Annotated in this window: 16 protein-coding genes and 3 pseudogenes; 13 read left to right on the top strand and 6 right to left on the bottom strand. The window is 57.1% G+C overall.

Annotated features, from left to right (window positions below):
* Positions 1 to 96: 96 nt before the first annotated feature.
* Entirely contained in the window at positions 97 to 2,328 is a 2,232-nt protein-coding gene (locus ACMDCR_RS24170) for an ABC transporter substrate-binding protein (protein WP_413989070.1), read from the bottom strand.
* A 24-nt stretch (positions 2,329 to 2,352) separates the two neighbouring features.
* Between ACMDCR_RS24170 and ACMDCR_RS24165 the strand changes: the two genes are divergently transcribed.
* From ACMDCR_RS24165 to ACMDCR_RS24155, 3 genes and pseudogenes are all read left to right on the top strand, one after another.
* Entirely contained in the window at positions 2,353 to 3,609 is a 1,257-nt protein-coding gene (locus ACMDCR_RS24165; RefSeq protein ID WP_413989069.1) for a cation:proton antiporter, read from the top strand.
* 396 nt (positions 3,610 to 4,005) lie between these two features.
* Complete coding sequence (locus tag ACMDCR_RS24160; RefSeq protein ID WP_413989068.1) at positions 4,006 to 4,638, top strand: hypothetical protein; 633 nt, start codon at positions 4,006 to 4,008, stop codon at positions 4,636 to 4,638.
* Positions 4,639 to 4,795: 157 nt separating this feature from the next.
* Positions 4,796 to 5,059: pseudogene (locus ACMDCR_RS24155) on the top strand (efflux RND transporter permease subunit); the annotation flags it as partial.
* A gap of 416 nt (positions 5,060 to 5,475) precedes the next feature.
* Here ACMDCR_RS24155 and ACMDCR_RS24150 read toward each other — a convergent pair.
* The 4 genes and pseudogenes from ACMDCR_RS24150 to ACMDCR_RS24135 form a co-directional block, all read right to left on the bottom strand.
* A pseudogene (locus tag ACMDCR_RS24150) lies at positions 5,476 to 6,863 on the bottom strand (IS5 family transposase).
* 413 nt (positions 6,864 to 7,276) lie between these two features.
* Positions 7,277 to 7,735, bottom strand: a complete 459-nt coding sequence (locus ACMDCR_RS24145) for a cupin domain-containing protein (protein WP_413989067.1) — start codon at positions 7,733 to 7,735, stop codon at positions 7,277 to 7,279.
* Positions 7,736 to 7,969: 234 nt separating this feature from the next.
* Positions 7,970 to 8,242, bottom strand: a complete 273-nt coding sequence (locus ACMDCR_RS24140; protein WP_413989066.1) for a hypothetical protein — start codon at positions 8,240 to 8,242, stop codon at positions 7,970 to 7,972.
* Between the two features lie 107 nt (positions 8,243 to 8,349).
* Positions 8,350 to 8,766: pseudogene (locus tag ACMDCR_RS24135) on the bottom strand (hypothetical protein); the annotation flags it as partial.
* 315 nt (positions 8,767 to 9,081) lie between these two features.
* On the opposite strand from ACMDCR_RS24135, the gene ACMDCR_RS24130 reads away from it, so the two are divergent.
* The 4 genes from ACMDCR_RS24130 (at position 9,082) to ACMDCR_RS24115 (ending at position 12,005) form a co-directional block, all read left to right on the top strand.
* Entirely contained in the window at positions 9,082 to 9,969 is an 888-nt protein-coding gene (locus ACMDCR_RS24130; protein WP_413989065.1) for a toll/interleukin-1 receptor domain-containing protein, read from the top strand.
* 440 nt (positions 9,970 to 10,409) lie between these two features.
* Positions 10,410 to 11,033, top strand: coding sequence for an HAD family hydrolase (locus tag ACMDCR_RS24125; protein WP_413989064.1), 624 nt, complete (start codon positions 10,410 to 10,412; stop codon positions 11,031 to 11,033).
* Between the two features lie 130 nt (positions 11,034 to 11,163).
* Entirely contained in the window at positions 11,164 to 11,466 is a 303-nt protein-coding gene (locus ACMDCR_RS24120; protein ID WP_413989063.1) for a hypothetical protein, read from the top strand.
* A 293-nt stretch (positions 11,467 to 11,759) separates the two neighbouring features.
* Positions 11,760 to 12,005 carry a ribbon-helix-helix domain-containing protein gene (locus ACMDCR_RS24115; RefSeq protein ID WP_413989062.1) on the top strand — a complete coding sequence of 82 codons (246 nt, stop codon included), beginning with the start codon at positions 11,760 to 11,762 and terminating at the stop codon, positions 12,003 to 12,005.
* 215 nt (positions 12,006 to 12,220) lie between these two features.
* Here the strand turns inward: ACMDCR_RS24115 and ACMDCR_RS24110 are convergent, their stop codons facing one another.
* Entirely contained in the window at positions 12,221 to 12,982 is a 762-nt protein-coding gene (locus tag ACMDCR_RS24110) for a DeoR/GlpR family DNA-binding transcription regulator (protein ID WP_413989061.1), read from the bottom strand.
* 226 nt (positions 12,983 to 13,208) lie between these two features.
* Between ACMDCR_RS24110 and ACMDCR_RS24105 the strand changes: the two genes are divergently transcribed.
* The 6 genes from ACMDCR_RS24105 to ACMDCR_RS24080 all read left to right on the top strand — a co-directional run bounded on the left by ACMDCR_RS24105 (position 13,209) and on the right by ACMDCR_RS24080 (position 19,571).
* Complete coding sequence (locus ACMDCR_RS24105; protein WP_413993705.1) at positions 13,209 to 14,009, top strand: aldolase; 801 nt, start codon at positions 13,209 to 13,211, stop codon at positions 14,007 to 14,009.
* Between the two features lie 376 nt (positions 14,010 to 14,385).
* On the top strand, positions 14,386 to 15,579 hold the full coding sequence (locus ACMDCR_RS24100; RefSeq protein WP_413989060.1) for an ABC transporter substrate-binding protein: 1,194 nt from the start codon (positions 14,386 to 14,388) through the stop codon (positions 15,577 to 15,579).
* A 103-nt stretch (positions 15,580 to 15,682) separates the two neighbouring features.
* A complete protein-coding gene (locus tag ACMDCR_RS24095; protein ID WP_413989059.1) occupies positions 15,683 to 16,627 on the top strand; it encodes a carbohydrate ABC transporter permease in 945 nt (314 codons plus the stop codon).
* A 13-nt stretch (positions 16,628 to 16,640) separates the two neighbouring features.
* Positions 16,641 to 17,480: a carbohydrate ABC transporter permease gene (locus tag ACMDCR_RS24090; RefSeq protein WP_413989058.1), complete on the top strand. Its 840-nt coding sequence runs from the start codon at positions 16,641 to 16,643 to the stop codon at positions 17,478 to 17,480.
* A 106-nt stretch (positions 17,481 to 17,586) separates the two neighbouring features.
* Positions 17,587 to 18,657, top strand: a complete 1,071-nt coding sequence (locus tag ACMDCR_RS24085) for an ABC transporter ATP-binding protein (RefSeq protein WP_413989057.1) — start codon at positions 17,587 to 17,589, stop codon at positions 18,655 to 18,657.
* Between the two features lie 95 nt (positions 18,658 to 18,752).
* Entirely contained in the window at positions 18,753 to 19,571 is an 819-nt protein-coding gene (locus ACMDCR_RS24080; protein ID WP_413993704.1) for a sugar phosphate isomerase/epimerase family protein, read from the top strand.
* Positions 19,572 to 19,622: the final 51 nt, after the last annotated feature.

Raw genomic sequence — 19,622 nt, 5'->3', positions numbered from 1 at the left:
ACCAACAAGACGGGGTAGATATCCACCCGCGCAGTGAATGGACGAGGAGCTTTTCTCCAGCGTGGCTTCTGCTCGTTCAAGAAAAGGCAGGAAGGGCTATCCGTTATTCCCCTTCTGCGCCAGAAATTGTCCATAATAGAATTCGTCAATCCGATATACGCCAAGCAAGGCCGTCGGCTCCCAGGAGAAAATAGCGGTCTTTGGGATATTTTGGATGGTCTTGGTCACCACGATCGGCTGTAAAGCTCCTTGAACCGTGCCGATAGTGAATTGCTGTTCCGCGTGAATGCTGAGCATTGAACGCCAGATCTGCGTTTTTTCCTCCAGCGTCGTAGCGTTCATCCAGCGGCCATAAAGCCCAAGCAGTTGCTGGGCTTCGATCATGTCAACTTTTTCCCCCGCAGCACCTGCCGTTTCGGCAAACTGGCCCCATTTGGGCCAGGCCATGTTGTCCTGGCGAATGGGGGCTAACTCGCTCGGCGGCATTACGGCGGCTGCAAGGGCCAAGTCAAAGCCCGTTCCCGCGACCATGATCGTTTCGCCGGCAAAAGCGCGTTCGTTGAGAACCGTGTGATCCTGCGCCTTGATCACCATCTTGATCCCGATGTCAGTCCAGAACTCGCTGACTATCTGTAATGCATCGAGGAGATCGCTATTTTCGCCCACAGTTTCGACGATGAGCTCAGCGGCACGCCCATCTGATAGGAGACGAATCCCTGAACCCTCATGCCGAGCGAGTCCCGCTTCGTCGAGAAGCTGTCTCGCCAGCTTCGGATCAAAGGTGGCCCAGGCTTTGCAATTCTCCTCCGAGTAGAGAGGACTGGCCGGTACAACGGTATTGTTACCTTCAACGCCTCGACGAAAATAAAGAGTGTTGTTGAGGGTGTGTCGATCAATGCTGAGGGAAAGCGCCCGGCGGAAGCGTACATCTCGATTGAGGGCACGCCAGACCGGGTCATTGCATGTGAGGTTGGGGTAGAGCGCAACGGCCGAGCCTTTGGCAATCGGCCAGGCGAGCGTCCGATAACGATGCCAGGACTCTCCCCCTTTCAACATCGGGATATCGCCAGTGACGATGCCACGGAAAAGCAGATCCACCTCGCCGGCATTGGCCTTTGCGGCAAAAAGGCCGGTCGATGAGACATTGGCGACGATGCGATCGATATAGGGCAGCTGCTTTCCTTCCGGATCAACGCGGTGGAAATAGGGATTTCGCTCGAAGATGAACTGCTGGGCAGGCGCTCGGGTCACGACTCGCCATGGATCAAGCGTCGGCATGTCAGGATTGCTGGCCTCATACGGATCGTCCAGCAGGTTATACAGAGCAGCCCACGAAATCATCTGCCGGTCATGGGCCATCCCCTTCAGCCTGGCAAGGTCCGCATACTTCTTGTGAAATGCTTTCAGGTAGTGCGCTGGAGAATAGATCCAGGTCGGTCGGGGTTCGGCAAGCGAAGGCAGAAACCTAGGATTAGGCTTGGTCCAACTGTAGCGAATTCGGACGGCATCGAGGATGTCGACCTGCGGGCCTTTTCCATCGATGAGCATGAAGGCAGGTGCTCCGGTTGGCCGCAGCTCCGGATTCAGGGCGACGTCCTCCCAATAGAAGCGGAAATCCTCCGTCGTGAAGGGATGGCCGTCAGACCAGCGATGGCCGTCACGAAGGATGAATGTAAAGATATGATCGGCTTGGTTGATGACATCGAAAAGGATGTCCGGCACCAGATTGATGGCTTCATCGTAGCCGATCAAACGAGTATAGCCCGATACAGTGATGTGGCGCAGATCGCGGGGTTCGGCGACGAGCGTGCGGATGTCACCGCCATATTGGCCAAGGCTCCGCTTGCGAGCGGGGAGGTCGGCGATCAGGGGTTGCTTGGGCAACCTCTCCGGCATGGGCGGCAACGCACCGCCCGCGACCAGCGGTTCGAGCAGGGAGGATTCCTTTGCCTGGGCTCGCGGACTGAAGAGTCCTGCGGCGGCGACAAGCACTGTTCGGCGAGAGATTGTCGTATCTTTCACAAGTGCTTTCCGCCCTGCCAGACATCGCGACGCCATGCCTGCTGACAACATGAAGGGCAAAGGAGGAAGGAGCATGGCAAAGGCGTGGGGACGAGAAATAGTCGGATAACTATTGTACTTGCCGTACCAGACTTTCCAGGTAGCTGCGCGACAGGCTGTTCGATCGGCGGCTCGACTGGCGCCGACGCCAGTCAACCTCAATCTTGCTGAAGCTTGGCCGACGCGGTACTGGCCAATCTTCCGGGAAGCGACCAAGATGCGGCTCGCCGGCGCCAAGGGTCTCTCTGAGGTGAGCGCCTTCACCATTGAAACACTTCTTCGAGTTCGCCGGTGCCGTCTCCCTTTGATTTGCTCTCCTTGCTGCTCACTCTTTCGGCCGCTCTCGCCTATCTCAACTATCGGCTCCTGAAGCTTCCGCTCACGGTAGGCCTGCTCGTGGGCGCGGCAGCTGGCACACTTGCCCTCATCGCGATTGACGCCATCCTGCCGCAGCTCGGGCTCAAGCTGCAGATCCGAAGCCTGGTCGAGGCCGTCGATTTCCCAGCCACCCTTCTCAATGGTTTCCTGGCCTTCCTGCTTTTCGCTGGGGCGCTCCAGGTCAATTCAGCCGACATGTTCGCCCGGAAGTGGACGATTCTCGCGTTGGCGACGCTCGCCACCGTGCTTTCCGCCGGGCTGATCGGCGCCGCGCTGCTTGGTGTCTCCATGCTTTTCGGCCTCGCCATCCCGCTCGCCTGGTGCCTGGTCTTCGGCGCCCTGATCTCGCCCACCGATCCCGTGTCGGTGCTCGATGCTTTGACGCGCGTGGGCATTTCGCGCCACTTGCAGGCAACGGTCGCAGGAGAGAGCCTGTTCAATGATGGGGTCGGCGTCGTGCTGTTCACCCTCATGCTGTCACTCGCGACGAGCCAGCAACTTGTCGATTTCGGCGCTGGCCGAGTGGGCGCCCTCTTCCTGATCGAGGCGGTAGGGGGCGGCCTTCTCGGGCTGGCGCTGGGTTACGCTGCCTTCCTGCTGATGCGGCAGGTGGACGATTATAATGTCGAGCTGATCTTCTCTCTGGCGCTCGCCTCCGGTACCTACAGCGCGGCGGGCCTTCTGGGCGTTTCGGGCCCGATCGCAGTGGTGGTCGCCGGCATCCTTATTGGCAAGCACGGTGTGGACAAGGCCATGAGCCAGAATACGCGGCAGCATCTCACCACCTTTTGGCATCTCATCGAGGGCATCCTCAACGCGGTGCTGTTTGTGATGATCGGGCTGGAGATTGCCGCCATCGATCTCGACATCAGGACCATCGCGGCCCTCACGCTTATGATCCCGGCTGTGCTTGTCATACGCTGGCTGAGCGTGACCGCCTCGGCTTTGCCACTGAACTTGCGCCTGCCGCGCGCCCGTCGCTACGGCTCGCTTCTCATTCTCACCTGGGGCGGCCTGCGCGGCGGGCTGTCCGTAGCGATGGCTCTGTCCCTACCCACAAATCCCAGCAAGGCCGCCATCCTCACGATTACCTATGGCATCGTTGTCTTCTCGATCGTGGTGCAAGGCCTGACGTTGGAACGCTTCGCACGACGGGTCCTGCCACCGTAGAGTGGGATCGCTCCGAAACCATGGACCTGACATGGAAAAGATCCGTTTCCCGCGGTTGGCCTTGGCAAGCTCAGTCTGAAATTGGAAGAAGAGGGGTTCTGGCTGAGGTACTCAGCGATTAAACCATGGCGAGGCTGCTCCGCCTCATCGGTAGATGATCACCCGTTCGCCCAATCTCTCCAGATTCGCGTAACGAAGTGTATGGAACCGATCAATGTCGCGCCAGGGTGCGAACATGTGAGCGATAGCGGGCCGTATGGTCTCTCCGTGGCAACTGGATCGGAGGGAGACGGTCTGCGTCACGCGAACGTGTGAACAGCTCCTGGTCATGTGTCTTGAGTCTTCCGCCGGGCGGGCGCCTGTTCGCATACCTTTCAGCCTCCGAAGGAACCGAACGTGATCAGATATTCTCACTTTCCGAAACTGGCCTTTTTGGTGCCAGCGATGCTTGCTGGCCTGATATTGGGCCAGCAGACCAGCTCTGCACAGGCAACCGAAGTTGTCCGGGTACGCGGTCAGGTCGTCAGCCTCAACGGCCCGACGCTGACCATCAAGTCGCGAGCAGGTGAGGATGTAACGGTTCAGCTCGCAGACAAATGGGCTGTTGGTGGCGTCGTCAAAGCGTCGATGGCCGACATCAAGCCCGGTACGTTCATCGGCACGGCAGCGGTGCCGCAGCCCGGCACCTCGCTGCGCGCGCTCGAGGTGGTGGTCTTCCCCAACGCGATGCGCGGCACCGGCGAGGGCAGCTATGCATGGGATCTCAAGCCCGAGAGCTCGATGACGAATGCCAACATCACCAACGCCGTCGACAACGTGGACGGCCGTACCGTGACACTCGCCTATAAGGGTGGGACGAAGTCAGTGGTGATTGGCGCCAACACGCCGATCGTGACCTTCGGTGCCGCGGATAAATCGGATATCAAACCTGGCGCGAATGTCTTCCTCGCGGCGCAGAAACAAGCGGATGGAAGCCTGGTCGCAACGCGGGTGGCCGTCGGCAAGGATGGTCTTGTTCCACCCATGTAAGGAACCCTGCCGCCAACAGAGCGGCGGCAGTTTGTTCAATCGTCGTCGCGCTGCTTTTGAATGACGCATTTTAGCAATGTCGGGTTTGGCGCGTGCCAGGTCCGACATTGCTGGGATTCGACCCCCGTAGGATTTTCTCGATGATCGATGGGGCGCCGGCCGCGCCATCACGCGCACCGATCTCAACGAGGCGATCATGCTGGGCGCCGTCGAGCGCGCGGGGCCGAATATGACGACGGTTGTCGCCATCATTGCCGGCCTAGTGCCGATGCTGTGGAGCACCGGAACTGGCTCGGAGATCATGCAGCACATCGCCGTGCCGATGATCGGCGGCATGATCTCCTCGACCTTGCTGACGCTCATCGTCATCCCTGCGATTTATGGCCTCGTATGGGACGGGGGCTGCCCGAGAATGCAGTAAGAGCCGGTGAGGAAATCGACCTAGTAGCGCGGCGTAAGGTTGCCGAGTGAAGAGAGGTCACTCTGGAAGCCAATACCTGCTGTCCCAGATAAGTTGGCATAACGATGCTGGGCTTCGGAGGCTAACGGGAACGACAGCTACGCGGCGGTCCTAAACAATCCACTTCCGCACGCTATTGCGGCCTTTTCTAGAGCCCCTCCATAACAAGAGTAGGAGCGCAATTTGAGGTGGTTGCAGGCCCCCGCAACCACTCCACAATGCGCTGTGCTACGACTGTCTCGCCACCTGTCCCATGAAGTTTTGGGTCGGTCCGGGGGGTCTTCGACAGAAAATCGGACTGAGGCACCATAGCCCCCGCCGCCGAGAGGTACGCCCACCACCTCACGGGCCTGTCACTGTCGTCCGTGAAGTTTGGTTTAGGCGGAGGCTGAGCGAGTTTGAGGCGTGAAGCGAGGGGTAGACCACGCCAATATCCAGGCGCACAGAATCCTGAGCCAGTTGAGCAAGAGGGAGAAGTTGTATCCTGCTGCGGCAAGGACAGCGTTGTTGGCGTCGCCCGAAGCGTGGGCCAGATAGTTTCGGCCCATGCGATGCTCATTCTTCGTATGGCCGATGACGGGCTCGACGGCGGCTCTTCGTTTGAAGAAGCCCTTGATGGCCTTGGTAAGGCCGCGCTTCATGCCGGCGACATAGACCTTGAAGTGGCTGTCCCTTGGCGCGTTGTGCCCGCGATAGCCGGCATCGGTGACGATCTTGTCGAGAGGAGCCCCCACACTCTTCTCGATCTCGGGGATCACGGTGGCCAGGGTATGCCCGTCATAGGGATTGCCTGGCATGGCCTTGGCATGGAGGACAAACTGGCCACCCTTGCATCGCTTGAGCGGTGTCGCGATGGAGACCTTGACGCCGAACTCATAGGGCTTGTGAGGCTTGCCCTTGCCGATGCATTCGACCTCCGGAGCATGCAAGGAGTAAATCTTCGGGCCCCGCTCACCTCGGCGCTGCTCCATCACGCGCCGGGCTAGGGAAAGCGGATGGGCAAAGGCGGCCTGCAGGGCCTGTTGGAGATCGTCCTTGCCAGCGATCTTGCGGGTGATGTCGCGCCGGACACGGCCCAGTATGGTGCGCAGGCGGCGCAGTTCCCGACTGGCGCGTTTGAACTGTTTGGCATGGTCCACACAAGCTTGCTTGTGTGATAACGCTGATATCTGATCAGGGCTCGCTTGCCGACCCGCTCATAGGATTGGCGCAACTCCAGGCCCTCGCTCTTGGCCAGCCTGACCAGGCGTTCACGCGCCCGATGCAAGAGCTTGGCGTCGGTCGGGAAGGTGATCGCCTTTTCCTGCACCGTGGTGTCGACGATGGCAGCCCTGAAGTCGGCCGGCTTGGCTGCCTTGGTGCGAATGGCCGTGGCCAGGCTCTCCTCGACCAGGGCCTTCAGATGCTCCTCCCCCATGCGCTGGCGCCAACGCGTGATCGAGGTGCGATCGAAGGGCAATGTGTGCTGGAAGAACTCCTCCCCGCAGAACAATTGATAATAAGGGTTCTCCGCCCAGCGCTCGCACAGCACCTCATCTGACAGATTGTAGGTCGCCTTCAGGATCGCCAGCCCCGCCATCAGGCGCGTCGGCAGCGGCGGTTGGCCCGGACCATCCTTGTAAACCGAACCGAGCTTCTTCTCCAGAAAGCGCCAGTCGATCGCCCGGCCCAGCTTGGCCAGTTCGTGGTTGAGATTGACGATCTGATCAAGGCGGGAGCGAAACATGTCCTTCTGCCCGCCGTCCTCGCGCTCGATCGGACGCATCAATCCCCTCGCAATTTGCAAGAAATGCCGCACGAAACGGCCAGAATCTTGCAAATCACTATACTTCAAACCTTGATTTCATCAATAAATATCAATGAGTTGGGATTAGTTCACTGTCGACTGTCACTGGGAGTTGCAGAACGGCGAGCTCGTGCGGGTTCTTCACGACTGGCGGTTGCGGAGCTTCCGGTTCACGCCTACTTCCCAATGGGGCGAACTACCCATATGGCGGCACGCGCCTTCACCGACTTCATGGCCGCGGAACTGGAAAACGACATGTCGCTTGGTCCAGGGTAGAGGCGCAGCGTTCCGTCGCGGCGCTCAGTCTGGAGATTCAGTCATCAGATGAGCTCGCCGTTGTCACGCAGACGACCATGTGGTCGCGTCTCGATATCGCGCGGCTCGGACGAACCTCACAGTGGATTTCCATCCCTGCGGCTGTAGTGGACAACGCCCTCATCGGCGGTCGCGACAAGATCAACGTCGGAGAAGTGTACACGTTCGCGCGGCGTGCGCGCCCCGATTTCGAGATAGATGGTGTCGCTGCTGGTCCGATTGACCAATTGGTGACCATTGGCGACGCCGGCCTTGAAGCCGGCCGCATCGCCTGGCCGCAGCAGGGTTTCACTATCGTCTTCGAGCAGCGTCAGTTCGCCTTCGATTACAAAGACAAACTCGTCCTGGTTTTCATGCCAGTGGCGAACCGATGAAGCAACGCCGGGCGGAAGCTTCGTCAGATTCACCCCGAATTGTGTGAGCCCTACCTCATCGCCAAGACGCTTCCGCGAGCGACCGGCGACGGCCTTATCATACGGCGGCGGATAACCGCCGCGCGCGACGAAAGGCAGAGCTGCGGCATTGATTTTGGGCATCTATAACAATCCTAACGAACTCGGGTGGCACGAGCTGTTTCAAAACAGTTTGAGACCAAATAAGCTGTCGTTCGCGCCGCCAAGCTCTGCGGGATCCTCCTTCACGAACCCCAGCCATTGATGGTGGCTAGGTCAAGATCGCGCATTGTTGCTGCGTCGGCAAACGCGTCCGCCAGACCGCGAAGGGAAACCAGCGAAGCCGGCACGACAAACGAATTAACTCTGTTGTCGTGGTCAATGCCGAAGACAAACCGGAAGTTTCGCGTCGGCAGAAGTCTTAAGGAGGGTGAGATATGTTCCCTTCATCCAAGCTTCGAGCGCCTTTTGACCGAGCTCAAGATCGGCAAATTCGAGCCTTAGTTGAAGATGCTCGCCTTCATGTTCGCTGTACCAGCCAGTAAAGACGGGCTCGTATTTTCTCAGGACACCACACACAAAGGCAGCCAGATACTCCCGGCTCGCGTTCTTTGGAGGGTTGGGAAAGGGAAAATTCAATGAACCAGGCATACAAGGCCTCGATGGTCGCATTCAAACCCAACTAAGGCGTCGGCGCTTAATGAGCGGTTGAGAGGACCCCATCGCAGTACGGTACCGAAGACTGGAGTTTAAGGCGCTCAAGTTCGCTCGGCCCGAAGACTCTTGCTATCTTCCGCATCAATAAGCTGACTGTTCGGGTTTCGTCCACCGTCGCTCGGCGCCAAGGCTGCGCGGATGGTCTTCTCCATGCCGTCGATTGCCTCTCCGGTCGACAGCGGATTGCGATGGAGGACGACGTTCGAAGAATCGATGTCGCCGCAGCCGTCCGCAGCCGTCAGCTCACGGCAGTCGATGGGGATGTTGCTGCGTGAGATCGGCGCGATTGCCAAGCCGGAGGTGACGGCCAGTTCCAGGCCGCCAGCGGTGTCGCTGGTATAGGCGACACGGTATTCGAGAACGCAACGATGCAGGGATTTGATGGCAAAGTCGCGGCACCAGCCGTCACGGCTATAGAGCGCAATCGGAACGGGCCGCTCTTCGTGTATGTAGTGCAGGAGCATTCCGCGGTTCGTTGGACGATGCTGAACAACCACCTTGAGCTTTGCCCAGAATCGCCTCAGCTCTCAAGTCGGAGTGGATGAACCAGTCGCAATCCGGTTGCAATTCGGGCTGTGTAACCGCGACTGCGATTGTCGCCGCCAGGCAGTTTGCTTCACCAAGCAATGTCTCTTTGGAGGGACCATAAGTCGCATTATATCTCGGAGCGTTTCTTCAACTCCCATATATGGCGTCGTCCCGCTTGATTTAGGCAATTGAAGGTCTCGGCTGCTATAGCGGTTGTTCGAAAGATTGCGGTCAAGGAGGCGTTCGTGAAACGTACGAAGCTCTTTGTGAGTTACAGCCGTGAAGATCGTGAATGGCTGAAAAGATTTTCTCAGCACGTCGCGGTGCTGGAGCGACGTGGCCTGGTGGAATTATGGTCAGACGCTCGACTTGAAGCTGGCGTGAAATGGGAAAATGAAATCGACGAAGCTTTGGCTGAGGCAAGGGTGGCTGTCCTCATTGTAAGTCCCGCTTTTCTGGCATCGAAATGGATATGGACCAGGGAGATGCCGCAGATTATTGCGCACGCCGCTGCCGGGATGGATCTACTACCCTTGATTGCTCGCCCGTGCGCATGGCGGCTCGAAAACGCTTTGGCGCAATTGCAGTCGCGCCCCACTGATGACAGGGCGTTATCCCAGGGCAATGAAAGTCAGATCGACTCCGATTTGAGCACCTTCGCTTACGAACTTGCTGCACGTGTGGGTAGCGCCCCAATCTTTTTACCGCCTGCTCGTAGCGAGACGCTGCCGCTTGCCCACTCCCTCCCGACCCGTGAAATCGTAAACTTGATAGGAGAATGGCACGGGAATTACGACGGGGCACGCCCTATAAAACTTATAATCCACGAAAGAGGCGACGCCCGCTTTGAAGGGAAGATGGCGTATCCAGAAGAAGGAACGATCACAGTGATTGCCGGCACAATTCACGAGGATTGGACGCCTGATGACAGCATCTGGTCGCAGATTTATGATGGTAGTAAGAGTTCCAATAGCATCGCGATCCGTTTCAAAGAAAACGCCTATGAACACCAAGGAAGCAGCCCGATTAATTTCAAAGGAGAATATCGAGCTATTGTTACGAACGGTGTTATGTCTGGGGCATGGTTTAGTGGCAGCCGCTCGGTAGGTGCCTTTACCTTGCAACAGAGATAAGCTCGCGCTCAGCGCTTTGCCTGTACGTTGTTGGCGCAAATGAGGGTAGAAAATAAGAAACGCGAAAATGCGCCGAGACCCAAGCGTGCCGATGAGGTTACGTGACATGTCGAGGCCCCGCCAAGGCGATAGCGCCGGAAAATGACAATGTCAGTTTTCGCCGGACCTCCCGGTACGACCGGCACGCCGGATTCGCATAACGAAGTTTATGACAGCTCCCTTGTCGAGGAGGCGCCTATACTGCGACTCCCAACCCACTGCCAATCCTGCATTGCCCTCTCTCCCGGCCGCCGACGCGAAAACCATGCAAAATCTCAGAGACCGCGTAAGCCCCGAACACCGATGGGCACCGATATGACTTGATTTAAAAGATGAAGGGCCGGTAGCTACAAATGGCGAAAGCGAAGTAGAATCCAAAGGAGCCCGATCTAGCCACACACATGTCAATTTCCCTCATCCTATTTGATATGAATGACGTGCTTTGCCACTATGACAGAGCCGCACGCATCGCGGGGCTTGCAGCGATTGCGGGGCGGGAGCCTGAGGCCATTGAAGAGGCGATCTGGGCCTCAGGATACGAGGACAGTGCTGACATCGGTGCAATGGGAGCGGACGACTATCTCCGCGGTTTCGGTGAGCGCATCGGCTATCGCCTGACGCTCGGCGATTGGGTGGGGACACTCCGGGGCTCGATCACTCCGCTGCTGGAGGCGATTGCACTGGCGCAGCAAGTGAGACAGACTGTACGTATCGCCGCGCTGACCAATAATAACTTCCTGGTCGCGAGGGAGATCGCGACCATATTTCCGGCCGTTCCCGCGATCTTCGGTAGCGCTTTTAATGTCTCGGCGGAATTTGGCGCACGCAAACCCGACCCCGAAATCTACCGCCGATGCATCGCGCGTCACCAAGTGCAGGCTGCGGCCACTTTGTTTATCGACGATAGTGTCGCCAATGTCGCTGGAGCTGAGGCTGTGGGATTACTCGCCCATCGTCACACTTCGATGACCGCCCTGACTGACCTGCTCCTGCATTATGGGATCTTGCCCGCAGTTAGGCCATAGAAGGCTCTTGATGAAGTCCACTAGCAAGTGGCGAAGTCTGCTTTGTCGCCGCCATGATCGCTGGATCAATGCCCAATCCATCGAGGTCAGCAGCGGCTACGTCATCTAGTCCAAACGGAAGGAGGTCATCATGCCCGAAGCCGTCGAGATCACGACATTCCGCCTCGCCGATGGGGTCGATATGGCGGCCTTTATTGCAGCCAATGAAGACATCAGCGTCTTGCTGAAGACGCGGACGGGGTTCATCTCACGTCATATATGCGAGCGTGAAGATGCGGTCGTTGTCCACATGCTGATTTGGGCGAGTGTTGAGGATGGGAATCGTACCGCTGCCGGCATTATGAGCAAAATGCAATCGTCTCCTGTCCATGCCGCAATCAACCAGTCCACGGTATATTGGTCGATCTCGGCGGTCAGGTTTGCGCTGGCTTAGGTCGCACGCCCCGTGTCGGTCAGGGCTGCGCAGGAAATACGTGATCGATCCACGAAGCGCAGGCTTTGACGACATCGAGTGTGCATCGGCATCGTCGCGTAACCCCAGTCGCCACAACAATATCAATGACATAAGATGCCGATCGGCGCCCAAACCCCACGCCGATTCACACCCAAGGAGATCATCTCGTCTGCATTAGCTCCTGCTTAGCGAGTCGAGCGAGGCAAATCTTGTCCGGCCTACAATTGGCATAGAAATTGTGGCTTCATGGGTGATCTGACGCACGGCAGAGTATGATGAAAAAACCCGGCAAAACGCGCGTACGCTCTGTCATATTGAATGGACGCAAGTCAAGCGTTTCGCTGGAAGACGAGTTCTGGCGGGCGCTCAAAGACATTTCGCGCGTGCGCGGAATTAGCCTTCAAGAGCTGGTCAGTCGGCTTGATCGTTCGCGCACGAACATCAATCTCTCATCGGTCCTGCGTGTCTTTGTTCTCAACGTCTACCTCGGCAAGGATGGCGCATCAGAATCCAACTGAAACAACCACGATGACCCTGCGATCCCCAGGTCAGAGGGCCTCCAGTTTATTGTAAATTGCTCCGCTAACGCAACACGTCATCTGTGATGCTGCGTGCACGCATCGTGATCGGTTGTCAGTGTCAACAATTGGATATAGCCAGTAAGGCGGTGCCTGCTAAAGAGCAAATCTGGAACGGAGCATTTGAGCCTTTATAGACCTTATGCCACTTATTTCTAAACACAGTAAACCTCGAGATCGTAATCTTCCAATCGATGCCGAACATCACGAGAAAGCTTGTCGTCAGTCACGACGATCTTCACTTTTGACATTGAGAATGCCTTCGACGAAGCATCCTGATCCCATTTGCTGGAGTCCGCCAAAAGGACCACGCGCCGAGCGAGACGGACGAGATTGCGTTTCGTTCTAGCAACGTCGTGGGAAGAATCGACAATGTCGAGCGCTCGGTCGATAGCCTGGGCGCTTACAAAGGCTTGATGTGCCCGAAACCCGTCGACGCCTTGCTCAATATCGGACCCAATCGTGCTGACCGTCGCGACATTCACTCTGCCGCCGATCATATGAACATCAATGCCAGGGCGCAGCATCAGTTGCTGGGCGATATTCAGGGCGGGCGTCGCTACGACCAAATTTGTCATCGGCGGCACGTGTAGGGCGAGCTGCAGTAGCGTTGACCCGCCATCCATGACAATCGACTGGTCGTTGACGATAAACCTGGCTGCGAACCGCGCAATTCTCTGTTTTGCTTCGAAGTTAAGGCGCATCCGCTTGTCGAAGGCAGCCACTGGAGAGTCCGTGTTGAGCGCCAGCGCACCGCCGTGGATGCGCGTTATCTGACCCAGCCGCTCGAGCTCCAAAAGATCGGAGCGTATCGTCACTTCGGAAACCTGGAAGAGATTGGCCATATCAGTGGTGCGAACCTGACCCGTGCGCTGAACCTCCAACATGATCTGCTGCCTTCGGTTCTCGGCGAGCATGTCTAGTCTCTTGAATGAGCGCTGATTCATAGACTTTCGAATAACGAAAGTTCCAGAACCCGTCAACGGCCCAAGCTCGGCCAAAATTGTGCGATGCACCACGTTTTTTTGCGTTGCGAGCGTCAGAGGTGATTCAAAACGAAAGGTTTCGAAAGGTTTACTTTGTGTTTTGCTTCGGATAGCTTTCGTGAGATTACCCGTGTTGCAGTTCAAAAAAGGTCATTCGATGGGTCTCGGCACCTCAATTCGTCTGTCTCGCCTGTTCGCGCACCCGTCCGGCAATCTGTTCGGTGCCGCCGTGGACCACTTCGTCGGCTATGGCAACGTCAGGCAGGGCGGCCTTGCGGACCTCCCCGCGGCGCTCGAGCGGGTTATGCTGGCTCAACCCAATTCGGTGAGCATACAGCCGGGCGCTGCAAGGCATCTGTGGCCCCAATATGCCGGCAAGGCCGGGCTTATCATTCAAGGGGGATGCTTCACGGCTGATGATCGCATAAGCCAGCTGATTGCGACACCCGAGGACGCCGTGCGCTATGGGGCCGATGCACTTGCTGTTGCCATCCCGGTGCGCGGCACTACTGAAGGTCATTACATACGCTGGCTCACGGATTCCGTTTCGGCCGCGGCGCGCTACGAGATGCCGATCATTGCCCACATCTACCCACGCGATTTTACCGACGGCGCCAAGATCGTTTTCACCCCCGACGAGATTGCCTATGCGGTGCGTATCGGGTTGGAAACCGGCGTTGATGTCATCAAGGTGGGCTACACAGGCGACTTTGCCTCATTCCGCGAGACGATCGCCTCGTGCCCAGTGCCCATCGTTATAGCTGGCGGTCCGAAAACCGAGAACCTGCAGGAAGCTTTGGTCCAGACCGCCGAGGCGCTGCGGGCAGGCGCCAAAGGTGCAGTGGTCGGGCGCAATCTTTGGGGACACGGCGATACGACCATGGCCGGCCGAGCATTCAAGGCGGTCATTCATGATGGCTTGGATGCAGAGGCAGCAATTATGAAGGCAAAGAGTTGAACCGCGCGCGGACATGACGACCCTCCGGGATGTGGCACGGTTCAGAGGTAAGCGACGAAACCGCGGCACCTCAAGCGTATGTTTCTTACTGGTGTGAATACTTCCGAACTGAAAATCGAAGCAATTCCTGCCACGCAAGAATTATTATGCATACCATTAAGTTGGACATGGTTGAGTTTGGAGTCATCAAATAAACGCTTACTTTTCGTGTCCTGGGCCATCACGATGAGGAGGTATTTGAGACGAAGACATGGAAGTTGCCTCTAAACGGTAAACAAAGGCACGCAGCGTCGACTCGTGCCTCAATCTGAATCATTGGGAGGAGAATATTATGCGTAGGTTAGCGAGCTTCGCGTGCGCGGTCGCGGGCACTTTAATGTTTGTGACGTCGGCCCTTGCCGACACGACCATCGAATTCAGTCAGTGGTGGGAACCCGAGCTGCCGAAAGGCGCTCTGCGCGCCATCATGGACGACTTCGAGAAGGCCAATCCCGGCATCAAGGTGACGCTCATCAGCGCGCCCTACGCAAACACCAAGGATCAAACTGTCATCGGAGCTACCTCGGGAACCTTGAGCGATGTGCTTGGGCTGGATGGCGATTGGGTCAACGGCCTAACCAAGCAGGGCGCGCTCGCCGACATGGCGCCCATGATGCAGAAGAATAATTTCGATCCCGCACAACTTGCCGACATCGTCAAAGTCGACGGGAAGAGCGTGATGTTCCCGGTCGCGTCCTTCATCTATGTGACCTACATCAACCAAACCCTCGCCAAGGCTGCCGGCGTCAGCGCCATCCCGACGACGCGCACCGAGTTCGCGGATGCAGCCAAGAAGCTGACAGACGCAACCAAAAATCAGTATGGCTGGGTCATCCCCCTGTCGATGCAAACGCCCTGGGGGGTGAAAAACGACGTCATGTCTTGGGCCTGGGCTTCCGGCAAGAGCATGATGAAGGACGGGAAGCCCGATCTGACAAATCCTGATGTCGTGGGAGCCTTCGACTTTGTGAAGTCTCTCAACGATGCCGGCGTCGTTTCGCCTGGCACGGCTTCCAAAGTGGAGCAAGACAAGGTCGAGGAATTCGTCAACGGCCGCGTCGGCATGATGATCGACAGTCTTGCCCATGTGACCCTGATCCGGCAGCGCAATCCACAGCTGACTTTCGATCTGGGTGCCTTGCCGGCGGTCGATGGCTATAATGGTCCAAGAGGCATTCCGTATGCCGCGTGGGGCGTCGGCATTTCCGACAGCAGCCAGCACAAGGAAGAGGCTTGGAAGCTCGTCTCGTACCTGATGAGTCCGGAAGTCAACGGCAAGCTCGTTTCGCTCGCCAACGCATTCCCGGGCAATGTCAACGCCAAGCCCAACTTCGTCGACTCGGATCCGATGTTCAAGAAGGCGTTCGAGATCTTCAAGACAGGCCATCTTGTGAACGAGTTTACGGGCCTGCCTGTCGCGGATGAACTCATGAGGAGCCTCGACACAGAGCTTCAGAAGATGCTCGCGGGACAGGAGTCGCCCGCGGACGCTGCCGCGGCGGCGCAGAAGGCTTGGGTCCCCAACTTCTGAACCAGCTTGCCTCAAACGCCGCGACGTGGGCTCCTTACTGCGTCGCGGGTCCGTGGCCGCCCAGTCTTCGTCCAACGTTCTGCAATCGGAGTTGGTCATCTCAATGAATGCGAACGCCGAAAACCTTAAGCTCTCCCAGCCTCAGCGGCCCACTCTGCGGCGACGGAGAACATGGCTGAGGATGAAGAACCGGCTCGATCCCTACCTTTATATTCTGCCTGCATCGGTCCTCATATGCATCCTGATGCTTGTACCCATCGCAACCGTTATCCGATACTCCTTCGAAATCGGATCCATCGTAACAAAACAGCCAAGCTTTGCAGGCCTGACGAACTACGCCAACCTTATTCAGGATTCCCTTTTTTGGCAGGCTGCGGGCCATACTCTCTACTTTACGCTCATGAGCGTTGTCTTTCATCTGTTGCTCGGCCTGGCCTTCGCTCTGCTGCTTAATTCCGACCGGATTGACCCGACAATCCGCAGCATATTTCGAATTCTCTATATCCTGCCCTGGCTTTTCACTGCTGTCATTGTGGCGGTGGTTTGGCGCCTGATGCTTGAGCCGGAAGGCATCGTGAACAGCCTTCTCTCGGCGGCTCACCTGATCTCAACAAAGATCGAATGGTTTTCATCGACCAACACAGCGATACACGCTCTCACCTTCGTAAATATCTGGGCGGGCTACCCGCTTTATATGGTGACCATTTTGGCTGCCTTGCAGGGTATTCCGAAGGAGCTTTATGAGGCCGGTGAAGTTGATGGCGCCAATGTATTTGCTAAGTTCCTGCACATCACCATTCCGCAGATCCGTCCGGTGGTGACCAATATCGCCCTATTGGATCTAATCTGGACCTCCCAGGTATTTCCTCTAATTTGGATGACTACTGGTGGCGGCCCGATTTTTTCAACAGAAATGTTGAGTACCTATACATATAAACTTGCGTTTACGAGGTACCAATTTTCTTTGGCGTCCGCGAGTGCAATTACAATTCTTCTCATCTCTGTCAGCATTACATATTTCTACATCAAGCATCAGAAGCTTCGCTGAGGAGATCACAGTCATGAAGCGACGCACCAGGAAAATCAGAGCGACCGTACTGACCTATTTGGGGCTGATCGTTGGTTTGATTTTTGCGGGCTTTCCTATTCTGTGGATGATCTCCTGTTCATTTAAACCAAACCTTGAAATATTTGCGATCCCACCGACCATCATCCCGAAGACGTTCACATTGGACGCCTATGTGACGATTTTCGAAACCCCGGCCAAGCTGCGCTATTTCATCAACAGCTACCTCGTGGCCGGCGTCGTCACGGCATTGACAGTGCTGATCTCTATCATCACGGCCTACAGTTTCAGCCGCTTTCGCTATCCTGGCAAAAACCTGTTCAACATCCTGATCATCAGCACGCAGACCGTACCGCCGATCACTCTAGTCATCCCCTATTTCGGTATGGTGGTTACGCTCGGCATGTTCAACACATACTGGGCGCTCATCGTCACCTATCTCGTCTTCACGCTGCCCTATGCTGTTCTGCTCATGACGGGGTACTTCAATACGCTCCCCCGAGAGCTGGATGAAGCGGTGCGAGTCGACGGCGGGACGAGTTGGACGGCGCTTTGGCGGGTTATCGTGCCGATCTCGCTGCCAGGGATCGTCGCCACGGCAGTCTATTCCTTCCTGCTTGCCTGGAACGAGTTCCTCTTCGCGCTAACTTTGACGAAGTCGAACGAGCTGCGAACCGTGCCCGTCGGCATTCAGCTTCTAATGGGGCAGCATGCATTCGAATGGAGCGAGATGATGGCCATGAGTGTGCTCGGTTCGCTCCCTTTGCTCGCTCTTTATTTGTTCGCTCAGCGCTACTTCCTGGTCGGAATGACGGCGGGCTCCGTGAAGGCCTGATGTGATTCCAAGGCTGCCGGATATTTACCCGCGGAAGAGTTTCATGAGCCAATTCAGGCAAGATCAGTAAAATGCGCTAGGCGCTGCAGAACAACAAGAGGCCAATATGGCGAATGTTTCGATCAGGGATGTCAGCAAATCCTACGGGCACCTTGAGATAATTCCAGGACTCTCGGTCGAGATTGAAGACGGAGAGTTCGCTGTTCTCGTCGGCCCATCCGGATGCGGAAAATCGACGCTTCTGAGAATGATCGCCGGCCTAGAGGAGATCACCACTGGCGAAATCGCCATCGATAGCGATGTCGTCAACGATGCCACGCCGAAGGAGCGTGATATTGCCATGGTATTCCAAAGCTATGCGCTCTATCCGCACATGACAGTCGCTCAGAATATGAGCTTTGCCCTCAGGCTGATGAAGCGCCCGAAATCGGAAATCGACCAGCGGGTGGCCCGCGCTGCTGAAATCCTGGACCTGCAAAAGCTGCTCGCACGCTATCCGCGGGAGCTTTCCGGAGGGCAGCGCCAACGCGTCGCCATGGGGCGAGCGATCGTCAGGAACCCCAAAGTTTTTCTTTTCGACGAGCCCCTGTCCAACCTTGATGCGAAGCTTCGCGTCCAGATGCGCACGGAGATCCGTGCGCTACATCTAAAGCTGAAAACAACCACCGTCTACGTGACCCACGACCAGGTCGAGGCCATGACCATGGCCGACAAAATTGTGGTCATGAATGCGGGTAAAATCGAGCAAGTCGGCACGCCCCTTGCCGTCTATGATCAGCCGGATAATCTCTTTGTAGCGGGCTTTATCGGCTCACCTGCAATGAATTTCATCAAGGGCAAGGTATCCAAAGCGTCCAATCTGGTCCACACGGAAGACGGACTAGAGCTGCCACTTCCTCCGCAATTCTCGGTGCAAGATGGGCAGCAGATCGTGTACGGGATTCGCCCCGAGCATTTCGATATCATATCCGACGGGGGACTTCTTGCCGAAGTCGAAGTCGTCGAGCCAACGGGATCCGAGACGCAAATCCTTTCACGAGCGAGCAAGACCGAGATCGTGTCGACCTTTCGCGAACGCGTGAAATTGCAGCCGGGAAATTCAATTCGCGTCACGCCGCAACTTGAAAGCGTCAATCTTTTTGACGCTGCGAGCGGACGCCGTCTCGAAAGCCTTTGAACCGAGCCGCCAGGCTCGCTCCTTCCTTACATCTCAAGATGCCAGTGCTTGCGGTCGGCGCAGCAAGGCTGGCGTGGACTAGTCAGGATACTTGCATGCCCAGATCAGAATTGCGGATTGGTTGCCAGACTTTCACATGGGAAATGCTCGGCAAGGGCTGGACTGGCGATGCCCGAGATCTTGTACGTGCCATCGCAGCCGGCGGGTACGATGGCCTGGAGATCACCGATCGGATGATCGGCGACTATGGCGCACGACCGGTTGCATTCGCCGAGTTGCTGAAAGATGAAGGCCTGGCCTTCGTATCATTTGCTATTGGCTCGAGTAGCGGATTTACGCAGCGAGAGAAGGTGGCGTCAGACCTCGACTTTGCCAAGCAGAGTATCGATTTCGCCGCCCATTTTCCCGGGACCTTGGTCTCCCTCGGCTCGGCGACGGCGGTCAGCGATCGCCCCCGCGACGAGATGTTCGACGTTGCTGCCGAATGCTACAATCGCACATGGGATCTGGGGAAAGAGGCAGGCGTCTCCGTCGCCATTCACCCCTCCTCGCACCACAGAACGCTGCTCTTCACGCGTGAGGATTATGACGACATATTCGCGCGTCTGGACCCTGGCGTGGGCTGGGTGCCCGATACAGGCCATATCCTTCGCGGCGGTCAGGACCTCGCCGATACCCTCGCGGCTTTCAAGGACCGCATTCGCTACGTGCATCTCAAGGACGTCGACTCCGGCGGCAATTGGGCCATGCTCGGCGCAGGCGAGTGCGATGTGCCGTCGACAATCGGCTCCGTCCGGGATGCGCCCCATTTCAACGGCTGGATCGTTGTCGAGGAAGAATCAAACGAGGCGGGCGGTGATCCTGCGGCAGCCGTGCGGATAAACCGCGAGACCCTGCGAACCATGGGGTTTTAGTGGCTACGCGCTTCGATCATCCTTTTCTGCGCACAAACTGGTGGTCCCACT

It is taken from the genome of Labrys okinawensis (assembly GCF_047345005.1).
In the GTDB taxonomy this organism is placed as follows: Bacteria; Pseudomonadota; Alphaproteobacteria; order Rhizobiales; family Labraceae; genus Labrys; species Labrys okinawensis.
Note: the sequence above shows the minus strand (reverse complement) of the source record. Positions and strands in the feature narration are given on the sequence as shown.

Bases quoted from the DNA above. Each gene is read 5' to 3' on its own strand.
- ACMDCR_RS24170 (WP_413989070.1), bottom strand. From the start codon at position 2,328: ATGGTGAAGGCGCTCACCTCAGAGAGACCCTTGGCGCCGGCGAGCCGC.
- ACMDCR_RS24145 (WP_413989067.1), bottom strand. From the start codon at position 7,735: ATGCCCAAAATCAATGCCGCAGCTCTGCCTTTCGTCGCGCGCGGCGGT.
- ACMDCR_RS24140 (WP_413989066.1), bottom strand. From the start codon at position 8,242: ATGCCTGGTTCATTGAATTTTCCCTTTCCCAACCCTCCAAAGAACGCG.
- ACMDCR_RS24125 (WP_413989064.1), top strand. From the start codon at position 10,410: ATGTCAATTTCCCTCATCCTATTTGATATGAATGACGTGCTTTGCCAC.
- ACMDCR_RS24120 (WP_413989063.1), top strand. From the start codon at position 11,164: ATGCCCGAAGCCGTCGAGATCACGACATTCCGCCTCGCCGATGGGGTC.
- ACMDCR_RS24115 (WP_413989062.1), top strand. From the start codon at position 11,760: ATGATGAAAAAACCCGGCAAAACGCGCGTACGCTCTGTCATATTGAAT.
- ACMDCR_RS24110 (WP_413989061.1), bottom strand. From the start codon at position 12,982: ATGCTCGCCGAGAACCGAAGGCAGCAGATCATGTTGGAGGTTCAGCGC.
- ACMDCR_RS24105 (WP_413993705.1), top strand. From the start codon at position 13,209: ATGGGTCTCGGCACCTCAATTCGTCTGTCTCGCCTGTTCGCGCACCCG.
- ACMDCR_RS24100 (WP_413989060.1), top strand. From the start codon at position 14,386: ATGTTTGTGACGTCGGCCCTTGCCGACACGACCATCGAATTCAGTCAG.
- ACMDCR_RS24095 (WP_413989059.1), top strand. From the start codon at position 15,683: ATGAATGCGAACGCCGAAAACCTTAAGCTCTCCCAGCCTCAGCGGCCC.
- ACMDCR_RS24090 (WP_413989058.1), top strand. From the start codon at position 16,641: ATGAAGCGACGCACCAGGAAAATCAGAGCGACCGTACTGACCTATTTG.
- ACMDCR_RS24085 (WP_413989057.1), top strand. From the start codon at position 17,587: ATGGCGAATGTTTCGATCAGGGATGTCAGCAAATCCTACGGGCACCTT.
- ACMDCR_RS24080 (WP_413993704.1), top strand. From the start codon at position 18,753: ATGCCCAGATCAGAATTGCGGATTGGTTGCCAGACTTTCACATGGGAA.